The organism is Thioalkalivibrio halophilus, assembly GCF_001995255.1.
Classification (GTDB): domain Bacteria; phylum Pseudomonadota; class Gammaproteobacteria; order Ectothiorhodospirales; family Ectothiorhodospiraceae; genus Thioalkalivibrio; species Thioalkalivibrio halophilus.
Genome location: NZ_MUZR01000013.1, coordinates 46,172 through 58,928 on the forward strand (window position 1 = coordinate 46,172; position 12,757 = coordinate 58,928).

Consider the following 12,757-nt stretch of genomic DNA (forward strand, 5'->3'; position numbering starts at 1 on the left):
GTCAGCCCGCCGCGCGCACCAGGAATTCCATCAATGCCTTCTGCGCATGCAGGCGGTTTTCCGCCTCGTCCCACACCACGCTCTGCGGGCCCTCCAGCACGTCGGTGGCCACCTCTTCCTCGCGATGTGCCGGAAGGCAGTGCATGAACAGGGCATTCGGCTGCGCGCGATCCATCAGGGCCTGATCCACGAAGAACCCGGCAAACGCCTGGCGCCGCGCGCTCTTCTCCTGCTCCTGGCCCATGCTCGCCCACACGTCGGTCACGACCAGATCCGCACCCGCGGCCGCCTCGCCGGCATCACGGGTCACGGTCACGTGATCGCGGGTCGCCTCCAGCACGGAGGATTCGGGTTCGTAGTCTTCGGGGCAGGCCGCCATCAGCTCGAAGTCCAGCAGATGCGCGGCATACATGTAGCTGTGGCACATGTTGTTGCCGTCGCCGATCCACGCCACGCGCTTGCCGCGGATGTCGCCACGGTATTCGAAGAAGGTCTGCAGATCCGCCAGCAGCTGCGCCGGATGCTCCAGATCGGTCAGCCCGTTGATCACCGGCACCGAGGAATGCCGCGCGAACAGCTCCACCTTCTCGTGCTCGTAGGTGCGGATCATCACGCAGTCCACCATGCGCGAAAGCACCCGTGCGGTGTCCTCGATCGGCTCGCCCCGCCCGAGCTGGGTATCCCGCGGCGACAGGAACAGCGCGTTGCCGCCGAGCTGCTGCATGCCCACCTCGAAGGACACGCGGGTGCGGGTCGACGACTTCTCGAAGATCATTCCGAGGGTCTTGCCCCGCAGCAGGTCGTCATGGTGTTCGCCCGCCTTCAGCTGGCGTTTCAGCTCGATCGCGCGGTGCAGCACCGCGCGCGTCTCTTCGGCGGACAGATCGAGAAACGAAAGAAAATGGCGCGGATTCATGCAGAAGCCTCCCTGGTGGCCCCGGATGCCAGAAACGCATCCACCCGGTCGGCCACGCCGTTCGCGATCTGCGTGACCTGTTCGTCGTCGATGATCAGCGGCGGCAGCAACCGGATCACCCGCTCCGCCGTCACGTTCAGGATCAGCCCGGCCTCCAGCGCCTGTCCCACCAGCTCGCCGGCCGGCCGATCCAGCTCGATCCCCAGCATCAGGCCGCGGCCGCGGATCTCCACGACCTCCGGCCGGTGGCCCAGGCGCTCCTGCAGCTGCCGGCGCAGTGCCTGCCCCTGGCGTTCGGCCTGCTCGCACAGGGCCTCCTCCTGCATCACGTCCAGCACCGCCAGCGCCGCGCGCGACACCAGCGGACCGCCGCCGAAGGTGGTGCCGTGCATCCCCGGCCGGAACAGGTCGCGGGCCGCCCCCGCCACCAGATTCGCCCCGATGGGAATGCCGTTGCCCAGCCCCTTGGCCAGGCTCACCACGTCCGGGGTGATGCCTTCATGCTGAAACGCGAACCACTGGCCGGTACGACCGATGCCGGCCTGGATCTCGTCCAGCATCAGCAGCCAGCCGCTGGCATCGGCGATCTCCCGCAGGCGGCGCAGATAGCCGTCGGGGGGGATGCGGATGCCGCCCTCGCCGGTCACCGGCTCGACCAGGATGGCCACGATGTCTTCCTGTCCGGCCAGTGCCGCCACCGCGTCCGCATCGCCGTAGGGCACATGTTCGAACCCCTCGACCAGCGGCTCGAACCCGGCCTGGATCTTCGCATTGCCGGTGGCGGACAGGGTCGCCATGGTGCGCCCGTGGAAGCTCCCGTCCATCACGATCACGCGCGGGCGCTCGATCCCCTTCGCCCGTCCGTGCAGCCGCGCCAGCTTGATCGCCGCCTCGTTGGCCTCGGCGCCGGAGTTGCAGAAGAACGCGCGATCCATCCCCGCGAGCGAGCACAGCCGCCGGGCCAGCGTCTCCTGCAGCGGGACCCGGTACAGGTTGGAGGTGTGCACCAGGGTGGAGGCCTGATCACAGACCGCACTGGCCACCCGCGGATGCGCATGCCCCAGGCCGCAGACCGCAATCCCCGACAGCGCATCCAGATAGCGCCGGCCCTCGGTGTCCCACAACCAGGCACCCTCGCCGCGCTCGAAGGCGACCGGCAGGCGATTGTAGGTCTGCTGCAGGAAATCGTTCATGTTCCGTTCTCCAAACGCGAAAGCCGGCGGGTGGCCGCCGGCTTCCGGAATGCGGGTCGGACACCCGGCGCGGAACCCTCTTGCGGGAACCCGCCGGGCTCGTCGCCGATCTTACTGCATCTGCCGGGCGACGAAGTCCCAGTTCACCACGCTCCAGAAGTTCTCGAGGTACTTCGGGCGCGCATTGCGATAATCGATGTAGTAGGCATGCTCCCACACGTCGCAGGTCAGCAGCGGGGTCTGGCCGTCGCGCATCGGGTTCGCGGCGTTCGAGGTATTGACGATCTCCAGCGAGCCGTCGCCGTTCTGCACCAGCCAGGTCCAGCCGGAACCGAAGTTGCCGACCGCCATCTCGTTGAACTTCTCCTTGAAGGCGTCGAACGAACCGAAGGCGCTGTTGATGGCGTCCGCCAGCTTGCCGGAGGGCTCGCCACCCGCATTCGGACCCATGCAGTTGAAGTAGAAGGTGTGGTTCCAGACCTGGGCGCCGTTGTTGAAGATGCCGCCGGCCGGGGCCTTCCTGATGATGTCCTCCAGCGAGGCATTCTCGAACTCGGAGCCCGGCAGCAGGCCGTTGAGCTTGGTCACGTAGGTCGCGTGGTGCTTGTCGTGGTGGTATTCCAGCGTCTCGGCGGAGATGTGGGGCTCCAGGGCGTCCTTCGCGTACGGCAGATCGGGCAGTTCGTAGGTCATGGGACCTCCTTCTTCGCGTTCGTTCGTTATTCGTGGTGATGTCTCGCGGGGACCGCCCCTTCACGGGCGATCCCGAACCCGCTAACGATAGTCACCTTGGGCGGGCGATGCAATTCCCGAGTACACCACTCGACCTTTGCCGGGCCGCCGGTGCGGGCGTCGTGATACCTTTTCTTCGCAACGTAACATCGCCGCTCTGGACTGGACGGATTCCGGATGTACCCGTCCCCGATGCAGGATACCGACTTGGAAGCCAACGACCGTTTTCTCAACCGTGAACTCTCGCTGCTGGAATTCAACCGCCGGGTGCTGGAACTCGCGCGGGAACCCGGCTTTCCTCTGCTGGAACGCCTGCGTTATCTCAGCATCTCCTCGACCAATCTCGACGAGTTCTTCGAGGTCCGCGTCGGTTCGCTGCTGCAGCAGGTCGAACTGAACGTCAGCGCGCCCGGCCCCGACGGCCTGTCCGCGCAGGAACAGCTGCGCCGCATCAGCCCGGCCGCGCACCAGCTGGTGGACGAGCAGTACGCGATCCTCAACGACGAACTGATCCCGGCGCTGGCCGCCGAGGGCATCCACTTCGTGCGCCGCACCCACNNGTGGGTGCGGGACTACTTCCGCGAGCAGCTGCAGCCGGTGCTCACACCCATTGGCCTGGACCCGGCCCATCCGTTCCCGCGGATCCTCAACAAGAGCCTCAACTTCATCGTGACCCTGCAGGGCAAGGACGCCTTCGGCCGCGAATCCGGCCGCGCGGTGGTGCAGGCCCCGCGCTCGCTCCCGCGTCTGGTGCGTCTGCCGCCGGAGGTCGCCTCGGGCGACAACGACTTCGTGCTGCTCTCCTCCATCCTGCACGCCCATGTCGGCGAGCTGTTCCGCGGCATGCAGGCCACCGGCTGCTACCAGTTCCGGCTCACCCGCAACTCCGACCTGTTCGTGCAGGAAGAGGAGATCGACGACCTGCTCAACGCGCTGGAGGGCGAACTGCCGCAGCGCAACTACGGCGCTGCCGTGCGTCTGGAGGTCGCGGACAACTGCCCCGAGGAGGTCGCCCGTTTTCTTCTGCAGCAGTTCAACCTGACGGAAGAGGCCCTCTACCAGGTCACCGGCCTGGTCAACCTCAACCGGCTGATGGCGGTCCACGACCTGGTCGACCGCCCGGATCTCAAGTTCCCGCCGTTCGTGCCCGCGCTGCCGCGCCCGCACGTGGGCGCCGAACAGATCTTCCACTGCGTGCGCGAACACGACCTGCTGCTGCACCACCCCTACGAGTCGTTCATGCCGGTGGTGGAGTTCCTGCGTCAGGCCGCCAGCGACCCGGACGTGCTGGCGATCAAGCAGACCCTGTACCGCACCGGCACCCGCTCGCCACTGGTCGAGACCCTGATCAAGGCCGCGCGCAACGGCAAGGAAGTGACGGTGGTGATCGAGCTGCGGGCGCGCTTCGACGAGGCCGCCAACATCGAGCTGGCCAACCGCATGCAGGACGAAGGCGTGCACGTGACCTATGGCGTGGTCGGCTACAAGACCCACGCCAAGCTGGCGCTGGTGGTGCGCCGTGACGAAAACGGCATCAACCGCTATGCCCACCTGGGCACCGGCAACTACCACTCCGGCACCGCCAAGGCGTACACCGACTACGGCCTGATGACCGCCGATCCGGTGATCACCGAGGACGTCCACCGGGTGTTCCAGCAACTGACCGGGCTGGGCCAGGTCTCGCGCCTGCGGCGCCTGATCCAGGCCCCCTTCCGGCTGCACGACGCGATGCTGGAGAAGATCCGCCGCGAGGCCGAACATGCCCGCGCCGGACGCCCGGCACGCATCGTCGCACGCATGAACTCGCTCAACGAGGCGGCGATCATCGAGGCGCTATACGAGGCCTCGCAGGCCGGCGTGCGCATCGAACTGATCGTGCGCGGGATCTGCGCCCTGCGTCCCGGGGTGGAAGGGCTGTCGGAGAACATCGAGGTGCGCTCGGTGCTGGGGCGGTTCCTCGAGCACTCGCGGGTGTTCTGGTTCGGCAACGACGGCGAACCGGAGCTGTACCTCTCCAGCGCCGACTGGATGCCACGCAACTTCTTCCGCCGCGTCGAGGTCGCGTTCCCGGTGACAGATCCGGCCATGCGCGAGCGGGTGGCGGAGGAGTCGCTGTTCGCCTATCTGCGGGATACCGCCACGGCCTGGCGCCTGCTGCCGGACGGTCGCTACCAGCGCGTGACGCCGGCGGAAGGCGAAGCGCCGTGGTCGGTGCAGCAGTGGCTGCTGGACACCCTCTCGGGGACCCAGACCACCAGCGGGTAACGCCCGGACGCGCAGCCCGGGCCCGGATCCCGGTCAGGCGAACTCCAGGCGAACCCCGACCCGTTTGAGTTCCGCCGCCTCGGCCTCCAGATCGGCGCGGGTCAGCGGGTGCGCGTCCAGCCAGCCGTCGGCGAAGGTCAGTTCCAGGCCCGCCGTGCGCGGGCGCACCGTTTCCAGCGGCAGCGGGTCGTCGGTGCGTGGGCGGTGCAGCAGCACTGCCAGCCGCAGCAGCACCACGAGGTGACGAAACCCTTCGTCGTCCCCGGGACGCGGGTCCTTCAGCAGCGAGGGCTTGAGCTTGCGCCGATGCAGCCGCACCAGGCGCGCCAGTTCCTGTTGTTCCGGCCGCGAGAACCCGGGCAGGTCGGCCCAGTCGAGGATGTATTCCCCGTGCTTGTGGTACTTCGCGTGCGACAGCGCCAGGCCGATCTCGTGCAGCTCCGCCGCCCAGCTCAGGCGATCGCGATCATCCGCCACCAGGCCCAGCTCGTCGGCCACCTGCTCCGCCAGCCAGTCGGCGGTGGCCTGCACGCGCCGCGCCTGTTCCGCGTCCACCGCGAAGCGCTCACGCAGGTGATGGATGGTGCGTCCGCGCACGTCGGCGTGGCGGATGCGACCCAGCAGGTCATGCACCACGCCCTCGCGCAGCGCACCGTCCGAGGGATGCAGACGCTCGATCCCCAGCGCGCGAAACGCCCCGATCAGGACCGCCAGCCCGCCGGCGATCACCGGCCGGCGATCCTCGTTGAGCCCCGGGAGGTCGTCCAGATCCGCGCTGCGTTTCTTGCGGATCATGCGCTCGCGCAGGGCCTCCAGCGAGGCCAGCGTCAGCCCCGGCTCGGGGTCCAGCTCCAGCCCCTCGATCATCCGGCTGAGGGCCAGGATGGTCCCCGACGAACCCAGCGCCTGTTGCCAGCCGAGCCGGCGATAGGCGCCGACCAGCGGCTGCAGCTCGCGCCCGGCCTGCAGTTCCGCGGCCTCGAACGCACGCCGGGTCAGGCGCCCGCGCGGGAAAAACCGGCGGGTGAAGCTGACACAGCCCATCTCCAGGCTCTCGGCCCGCTCGGTCTCGAAACGCGCCCCGATGATGAACTCGGTGCTGCCGCCGCCGATGTCGATCACCAGACGCCGGTCCCCCTCGTCCGCGAGGGTATGGGCGACGCCCAGATAGACCAGGCGGGCCTCCTCGCGCCCGCCGATGATCTCCACCGGGTGCCCCAGCGCCGCCTCGGCGCGCTGCAGAAAGCGATCGGCGTTGCGCAGCTGGCGCAGGGTATTGGTACCCACCGCGCGCACGCTGCCGGGCGGCAGCCCGCGCAGGCGCTGGCCGAAGCGTTCGAGGCAGGCGATGGCGCGTTCGGCCACCGCCGGGTCCAGCCCGCCACGGGCATCCAGCCCGCTGGCGAGCCGCACCATGTCCTTCAGCCGGTCCTGCATCAGGACCTCGCTGCCCTGACGCCGCGCCACGATCATGTGAAAGCTGTTGGAACCCAGGTCCACCGCCGCGACGGTCTCGACCTGCCCGGGCTGGCCGGCCTGTCCCTCGTTCGTCATGGTCAGGCCCCGCCGAGGCGCTCCAGCACCCCGCGCGGCAGGTGCCAGACCAGGTGCAGCGGGCCGGGCAGATGGCCGCCCAGGCCGCAGGCATCGCCCTTGCCCATGGCCACCGGCGCCGCGCCGCCGGACAGCCCCAGAAGGCGGCCGGCGAGGCGCGACAGATCCGGCTCGTGCCCGACCAGCACGATACTGCCGCCGTTCTTCTCCTTCTGCAGCCGCTCCTGCAGCTCGGGGCCCACCAGCTGCCCCGGCCGCAGGCAGTCCACGGTTTCCGCCTCGCAGGCCAGCGCCCGCGCCAGCGGCGCGGCCGTCTGCGCCGCGCGGTGCCAGGGGCTGACCCAGACCCGCGCCGGCTCCGCCAGCAGCGGCACCAGTGCACGGGCCATTGCCGCCGCGCTCGCTTCGCCTTCACGGGTCAGGGGACGATCGCGGTCGGGGCCGTCGAATGCCGACGGATCCTCGGACTGGGCGTGGCGCAGCAATACCAGATCGGGCCGTTTCACGGGATCAGGCCTCCGGGTCCGGGCGCAGCATCAGCAGCGAATACCAGCCATCGCCGGCCAGCCACTCGCGATCCCGCAGCAGACCGCTGCCCGCCAGCAGCCGGTCGATCATCGTCGCGTCGAACTTGCGCGAGATCTCGGTGCGGATCACTTCGCCCGCGGTCAGTTCCAGGGTGGTGTCGAACGTGTCCACCCGCACCTGCTGCGGGGCCTGCGCCACCAGGTGCATCTCGATACGCGAACCCCCGTGATTGAACGGGGCGCGATGTACGAAACCGCGCTCGTCGAAATCGGCCCCCAGCTCGCGGTTGAGCACCGACAGCAGGTTCAGATTGAAGGCGGCGGTGACCCCCGCCGAATCGTCATAGGCCGCCTCCATTACGTCCACCGGCTTGACCCGATCCAGACCCAGCAGCAGGTGGTCATCCGGCCCCATGGTCCGGCGGATCGCCTGCAGCAGCGCGATCGCCTCGGCATCCTCGAAGTTCCCGAGGCTGCTGCCGAGAAAGGTGAACAGCCGGGCCTCGCCGTGACCGCTCTCCGCCTGATCGTCGGTCAGGGCCTCCAGGGCGGCGATGTAATCACCCGCCAGCGCCCGGATGCTCAGCTGCGGGAAGCGCTCCACCAGCCGCGCACCGGCCTCGTCGAGGATCTCCGGACACACGTCGTTGGCGACGTAATGCGCCTGCTCGCCGGCCGCGCGTTCCAGTGGCGCCAGCAGGTACTCGGTCTTGCGCGAGGTGCCGCTGCCCAGCTCCACCAGCGTGGATGCCCCGGCAGCCGTAATGATCGCCTCGGCGTTGCGCTCCAGCAGCGAGGCCTCCAGACGGGTGGGATAGTATTCCGGGGTATCGCAGATGGTGTCGAACAGCGCCGAGCCGCGGGCATCGTAGAAATACTTGGGTGGCAGGCTGCGCGGGGGTTCCAGCATCCCGGCGCGGAAGTCGGCGAGCAGTTCGGCGTGCGCGTCGCGAACCTCGACGGTGCGGCGGGAATAGCGCTCGGGAATGCGCTCGGCGGGAGATGCGGCCATCGGGGGTTCCGTCGTCCTGGGTTTTCCGGCACGCTAGCATGAAAACCGCGACGGCTCCCAGCACCGGAGTGCTTCGCCGGGACTTTCTCCGAACCACCCCGAACCGCCGACTCCCATGTGCCGCCACCTCGCCTATCTCGGTCCTCCCCTGCCCCTGCGGGCCCTGCTGATGGATCCGCCGCATTCGCTGACCGAGCAGGCCATCGGACCGCAGGAACTGGTCTACGCCCGGGTGAACGCCGACGGCTTCGGCTTCGGCTGGTTCGACGAGCGCGGCGAACCGCTGAACTATCGCCGCGCCGACCCCATCTGGCAGGACCCCAACCTGCAGACCCTCGCCGGACACCTGCACCAGCCCCAGTGGGTGGCGGCCATCCGCAGCGCGACGCCCGGCTTCGGCGGCGACACCGCCAATGCCCAGCCGTTCGCGCGCGACGGGCTGCTGTACAGCCATAACGGCCTGATCCGGGGCTTCCTCCCGCGCATCCGCCGCTGCATCCAGCAGCGCCTGGAACCGGCGATCGAGGAGGGCATCCAGGGAACCACGGATTCCGAATACCTGTTCGCCCTGATCCGCCAGCTGCTGGCCGACGACCCGGAAACCACCCTGGAAGGCGCACTGGGCGAGGCCTTCTCGCTGGTGGCCGAATGGCTGGGGGACGAACACGCCCTGCTCAACGTGATCATCGGCGACGGTCGGCGCATCGTGGCCAGTCGCCACGCGGTGAATGCCGACTCGCCCAGCCTTTACTACACCACCGACGACGAGGCGTTCCCCGACGGCAGCGTGGTGATCGCCTCGGAACCCCTGACCGACCGCGAGGCCTGGCGGGCGGTGCCGCCGCATCATCTGCTGTGCGTGGAGCCCGAGAGCCCGCCGGAACTTCTGGCCCTGTAACGTGCTCTTGCCGACATGTCCGCGAACCCGCCCCTCAATCTGCGTGACTGCCTGGCCACCCAGCATGCGCGCCTGAACGACGCCCTCGACGGCACCCCACCCGCCGCGGGCCGCAATCAGTACCATCGCGATCTGAGCCCGGTCGACTGGCACTACGCCCACTGCCATTTCATCGAGGCGGTCTGGCTGGGCGAGCGCCTGCCGCAGCAACCGCCCGAGGCGCAGCGCGACTGGCACGACCTGTACTTCCCCGAACTGAGTCCCAAATGGCGCCGGGGCGGCCGCCTGCCCCCGCGGGACCGGCTGCGGGCCTGGGGCAACGAGCGCCAGACCCTGCACCGCGAATGGCTGGCGGACCCCGCGATCCAGGACCATCCGCTGATGGTCGGCGACTATCTCGCGGGCTTCCTTGCCCAGCACCATGCAATGCATCTGGAAACCCTGGAACAGGTTCGCTGGTTCGCCCGGCTGCACGGCGCGCAACCCGGACAGGCGCCCGCCCCGCCGCGGCCGGGCGCGGACAAGGGCACCCCGGTGCCTGACCGGGACTGGATCCCGTTCGACGCCGCCCGCCACACCGTCGGCTACGCCGGCGTCGACGCCTTCGACAACGAACGCGGCGTCCACGAAACCACCACCGGACCCTTCGAGATCGCCGCCCGCCCGGTCAGCAACGCCGATCATGCGGCGTTCATCGAACAGGGCGGCTACCGGCGCCCCGAGTTCTGGGATCGCGCCGGCCTGGAGTGGCTCCGGCAATCGGGTACCCGCGGCCCGCTGGGATGGTGGCGGGCAGGGGATGGGCACTGGTGGCAGACCCGTCCGGATGGCGAGGCCCCGCTGGACCCGGATGCCCCGGCGATGGGCCTGTGCTGGTTCGCCGCGCGCGCCCACGCCCGCTGGGCCGGCGCCCGCCTGCCGCACGAACATGAATGGGAACGCGCCGCGCGGGAAGGTGCGTTGCAGGCCACCGGCCAGGTCTGGGAATGGTGCGACAACGCGTTCTTTCCCTATCCGGGATTCCGGGCCTATCCTTATGAAGGGTTCTCGGTGCCGTGGTTCGACGGGGAACACCGGGTCCTGCGCGGCGGCTGCGAATGGAGCGATCCGATCCTGTGCCGGCCCAGCCTGCGCAATTTCTTCACCCCGGAGAAGCGCCACGTGTTCGCCGGACTGCGCCTGGTGCGCGACCGCTAGGGAAACACTGATCAATGTCCGAGAAGGAACCGCCATGCCTGCCCCGACCTCTGTCCCGACCCGTATCACCACCCTGCTCTGCGGCCTGATCCTGGCCGGGGCCGCCACCGCCACGCCGGCCGCCGCGGGCGGCGACGGGGCCACGGTGTTCAAGCTCTCCGGCACCGCCGAGCGTCAGGTCGAGAACGACCGCATGATCGCTACCCTCGTGGCCGAGGCCCGCGCGCCCGAAGCGCGTGATGCCGCCGCCGAGGTCAACCAGCGAATGGAGGGTGCCCTGGCGCACCTCGAGGCATTCGAACACATCGACACCCGGACCCTCGACTACAGCACCCGCGCGATCCAGGACCGCAATGACCGCAGCCGGATCACCGCCTGGCAGGTCCGCCAGAGTCTGGAACTGCGCGGCGGCGACTTCGACAGCCTCACCGAGCGCGTCGGCGAGCTGCAGCAGGAACACGAGCTCACCGTCAGCGGCATCCGTTTCGGCGTGTCCGCCGAGCGCGAACGAGAAGCACGCCGCGAGATGATCGACGACGCGGTGGAGGACCTGACGGATCAGGCCCGCGCGATGGCGCGCAGCATCGGCGCCTCGCATCTGCGGCCGCTGGAGATGGAACTGACCCGCCAGCGCAGTCACGGACCGCAGCCGATGATGGCACGCTCCGAAGGAGTTGCCAGCGCCCCTGCCCTGGAAGCCGGCGAGAGCACCCTGACCATCCGTGTGGACGGTCGCATGCAGGCCCTGGGAGCGGACACCCTGCGCGTGACACCCCGATAAGCCGGGCACGACAGCGGAGACCGCATGCGCCAGATGACCGCGCCGGAACTGAACGACTACCTCGCCACGGCGGACCCGCCGCCGCTGCTGCTGGACGTGCGTGAACCCTGGGAGTTCGCGCACTGCCATATCGAGGGCTCACGCCTGCTGCCGATGGGCCAGATCCCGTCGCACCGGGACGAACTGGATCCGCAGGCCGAGATCGTCGTCATCTGCCACCATGGCGTGCGCAGCCAGCAGGTGGCGGGATTTCTCCAACGGGCCGGCTTCCCGCACGTCATCAACCTGCGCGGCGGCGTGGACGCCTGGGCCCGCGAGGTGGACGTGAACATGCCCGTCTACTGATCCCGCCCGACCCGGCCCCGGCCGGTGCGGGGAATACTGGGACCTGCCGGCCTCATTCCGTATACTGACCGGTTTTCCGGCCCACTGCGAGCAAGCGATGAATCCTGACCTCGACCGGCTCCAGCCCTATCCGTTCGAACGCCTGCGGGCGCTGTTCGCCGATCTGGAGCTGCCCGGGGGCGTGGATCCGATCGCGCTGTCCATCGGCGAACCGCGGCACCCGCTGCCGGACTTCGTCGAGCCCACGCTGCAAGCGGCGGTCAGCGGTTACAACCACTACCCGACCACGCGCGGCGCCCCGGCCCTGCGCGAGACCATCGCCCTGTGGCTGCAGCAGCGCTTCACCCTGCCCGACGGGATCGACCCGGAGCGCCAGATCCTGCCGGTGGCGGGCACCCGCGAGGCGCTGTTCGCCATCGCCCAGGCGGTGGTCGATCCACGCGCCGGGGCCCGTGTGCTGATGCCCAACCCGTTCTACCAGATCTACGAGGGCGCGGCCCTGCTGGCCGGGGCCGAACCGGCGTTCTACGACCTGGATTCCGAGCGCGGCTGCCTTCCCGACTTCTCGCAGGTACCGGAATCGCTGTGGAAATCGGTGCAGCTGGTGTATGTCTGCAACCCCGGCAATCCCGCAGGCACGGTGATCCCCGAGGACCAGCTGCAGACCCTGATCGAGCTGGCCGAGCGCCACGACTTCGTGATCGCCGCCGACGAGTGCTATTCCGAGATCTACCATCCGCGCGGGCATCCGCCGCCGGGACTGCTGGGCGCCGCCGCGCGCATGGGCAACGACACCTTCCGGCGCTGCATCGCGTTCCACAGCCTGTCCAAGCGCTCCAACCTGCCGGGGCTGCGCTCGGGCTTCGTGGCGGGCGATGCCGGGATCCTCGAACGCTTCGCGCTGTACCGCACCTATCACGGCTGCACCCTGCCGACCCCGACCCAGGCGGTCAGCCGCGCGGCCTGGGCGGACGAGGCCCACGTCGAGGCCAATCGCGACCTCTACGCCGAGAAGTTCGCCCGGGTGGTGCCAAAGCTCCAGGAGGTGATGGAGGTCAGCACGCCGGAAGCCGGGTTCTACCTGTGGCCGCGGGTGCCGGACGGCGACGACGAGGCCTTCGCCCGCCGGCTGTATGCCGAGGCCGGGGTCACCGTGCTGCCCGGGCGCTATCTCGGCCGCAGCCACGCCGACAGCGGCTACAACCCCGGCGCCGGCCATGTGCGCATGGCGCTGGTTGCCGAACCCGAGGCCTGTGTCGAGGCCGCCGAGCGCATCGTCGCGCTGTATCGCTGAGCCCGTCACGGCCCCTTTTTCGCACCACCATTTTTCCGTCCTA

At 69.2% G+C, this 12,757-nt stretch carries 12 protein-coding genes; 6 read left to right on the forward strand and 6 right to left on the reverse strand.

Annotation, left to right across the window (positions count from 1 at the left end; translation table 11 throughout):
* Position 1 precedes the first annotated feature (1 nt).
* From argF to B1A74_RS04890, 3 genes are all read right to left on the reverse strand, one after another.
* Entirely contained in the window at positions 2-916 is a 915-nt protein-coding gene (argF, locus tag B1A74_RS04880) for an ornithine carbamoyltransferase (RefSeq protein WP_024329362.1), read from the reverse strand.
* The gene (locus tag B1A74_RS04885; protein WP_024329361.1) at positions 913-2,109 is read right to left on the reverse strand and encodes an acetylornithine transaminase; all 1,197 of its coding nucleotides are present in this window, start codon (positions 2,107-2,109) and stop codon (positions 913-915) included. The genes argF and B1A74_RS04885 overlap by 4 nt, the downstream gene beginning before the upstream one ends.
* 111 nt (positions 2,110-2,220) lie before the next feature.
* Positions 2,221-2,802, reverse strand: coding sequence for a superoxide dismutase (locus tag B1A74_RS04890; protein WP_018945614.1), 582 nt, complete (start codon positions 2,800-2,802; stop codon positions 2,221-2,223).
* A gap of 231 nt (positions 2,803-3,033) precedes the next feature.
* Here B1A74_RS04890 and ppk1 point away from each other — a divergent pair, with 231 nt between their 5' ends.
* On the forward strand, positions 3,034-5,106 hold the full coding sequence (gene ppk1 / locus B1A74_RS04895) for a polyphosphate kinase 1 (protein WP_077243966.1): 2,073 nt from the start codon (positions 3,034-3,036) through the stop codon (positions 5,104-5,106).
* Between the two features lie 33 nt (positions 5,107-5,139).
* Here the strand turns inward: ppk1 and B1A74_RS04900 are convergent, their stop codons facing one another.
* Genes B1A74_RS04900 through egtD form a run of 3 tightly spaced genes read right to left on the reverse strand, consistent with a single transcriptional unit; the run spans position 5,140 to position 8,199 of the window.
* Positions 5,140-6,660, reverse strand: coding sequence for a Ppx/GppA phosphatase family protein (locus B1A74_RS04900; protein ID WP_077243937.1), 1,521 nt, complete (start codon positions 6,658-6,660; stop codon positions 5,140-5,142).
* 2 nt (positions 6,661-6,662) lie between these two features.
* Positions 6,663-7,166: a SixA phosphatase family protein gene (locus B1A74_RS04905; RefSeq protein WP_018945611.1), complete on the reverse strand. Its 504-nt coding sequence runs from the start codon at positions 7,164-7,166 to the stop codon at positions 6,663-6,665.
* Positions 7,167-7,170: 4 nt separating this feature from the next.
* On the reverse strand, positions 7,171-8,199 hold the full coding sequence (gene egtD / locus B1A74_RS04910) for an L-histidine N(alpha)-methyltransferase (protein WP_077243938.1): 1,029 nt from the start codon (positions 8,197-8,199) through the stop codon (positions 7,171-7,173).
* 115 nt (positions 8,200-8,314) lie between these two features.
* Here egtD and egtC point away from each other — a divergent pair, with 115 nt between their 5' ends.
* From egtC to dapC, 5 genes are all read left to right on the forward strand, one after another.
* Complete coding sequence (gene egtC / locus B1A74_RS04915; RefSeq protein ID WP_077243939.1) at positions 8,315-9,097, forward strand: ergothioneine biosynthesis protein EgtC; 783 nt, start codon at positions 8,315-8,317, stop codon at positions 9,095-9,097.
* A 15-nt stretch (positions 9,098-9,112) separates the two neighbouring features.
* Entirely contained in the window at positions 9,113-10,294 is a 1,182-nt protein-coding gene (locus B1A74_RS04920; protein ID WP_077243940.1) for an SUMF1/EgtB/PvdO family nonheme iron enzyme, read from the forward strand.
* 34 nt (positions 10,295-10,328) lie between these two features.
* Positions 10,329-11,075 (forward strand): SIMPL domain-containing protein, encoded by a 747-nt coding sequence (locus tag B1A74_RS04925; protein ID WP_077243941.1) that lies wholly within the window; start codon positions 10,329-10,331, stop codon positions 11,073-11,075.
* Between the two features lie 24 nt (positions 11,076-11,099).
* Positions 11,100-11,420: a rhodanese-like domain-containing protein gene (locus B1A74_RS04930; protein WP_024329357.1), complete on the forward strand. Its 321-nt coding sequence runs from the start codon at positions 11,100-11,102 to the stop codon at positions 11,418-11,420.
* 97 nt (positions 11,421-11,517) lie between these two features.
* Positions 11,518-12,714 carry a succinyldiaminopimelate transaminase gene (gene dapC, locus B1A74_RS04935; protein ID WP_077243942.1) on the forward strand — a complete coding sequence of 399 codons (1,197 nt, stop codon included), beginning with the start codon at positions 11,518-11,520 and terminating at the stop codon, positions 12,712-12,714.
* Positions 12,715-12,757: the final 43 nt, after the last annotated feature.

What these genes read in the sequence shown, in the direction of transcription:
- egtD (WP_077243938.1), bottom strand. Translation starts at nt 8,199, where the DNA reads ATGGCCGCATCTCCCGCCGAGCGCATTCCCGAGCGCTATTCCCGCCGC.
- B1A74_RS04900 (WP_077243937.1), bottom strand. Translation starts at nt 6,660, where the DNA reads ATGACGAACGAGGGACAGGCCGGCCAGCCCGGGCAGGTCGAGACCGTC.
- dapC (WP_077243942.1), top strand. Translation starts at nt 11,518, where the DNA reads ATGAATCCTGACCTCGACCGGCTCCAGCCCTATCCGTTCGAACGCCTG.
- egtC (WP_077243939.1), top strand. Translation starts at nt 8,315, where the DNA reads ATGTGCCGCCACCTCGCCTATCTCGGTCCTCCCCTGCCCCTGCGGGCC.
- argF (WP_024329362.1), bottom strand. Translation starts at nt 916, where the DNA reads ATGAATCCGCGCCATTTTCTTTCGTTTCTCGATCTGTCCGCCGAAGAG.
- B1A74_RS04885 (WP_024329361.1), bottom strand. Translation starts at nt 2,109, where the DNA reads ATGAACGATTTCCTGCAGCAGACCTACAATCGCCTGCCGGTCGCCTTC.
- B1A74_RS04920 (WP_077243940.1), top strand. Translation starts at nt 9,113, where the DNA reads ATGTCCGCGAACCCGCCCCTCAATCTGCGTGACTGCCTGGCCACCCAG.
- B1A74_RS04890 (WP_018945614.1), bottom strand. Translation starts at nt 2,802, where the DNA reads ATGACCTACGAACTGCCCGATCTGCCGTACGCGAAGGACGCCCTGGAG.
- B1A74_RS04930 (WP_024329357.1), top strand. Translation starts at nt 11,100, where the DNA reads ATGCGCCAGATGACCGCGCCGGAACTGAACGACTACCTCGCCACGGCG.
- B1A74_RS04925 (WP_077243941.1), top strand. Translation starts at nt 10,329, where the DNA reads ATGCCTGCCCCGACCTCTGTCCCGACCCGTATCACCACCCTGCTCTGC.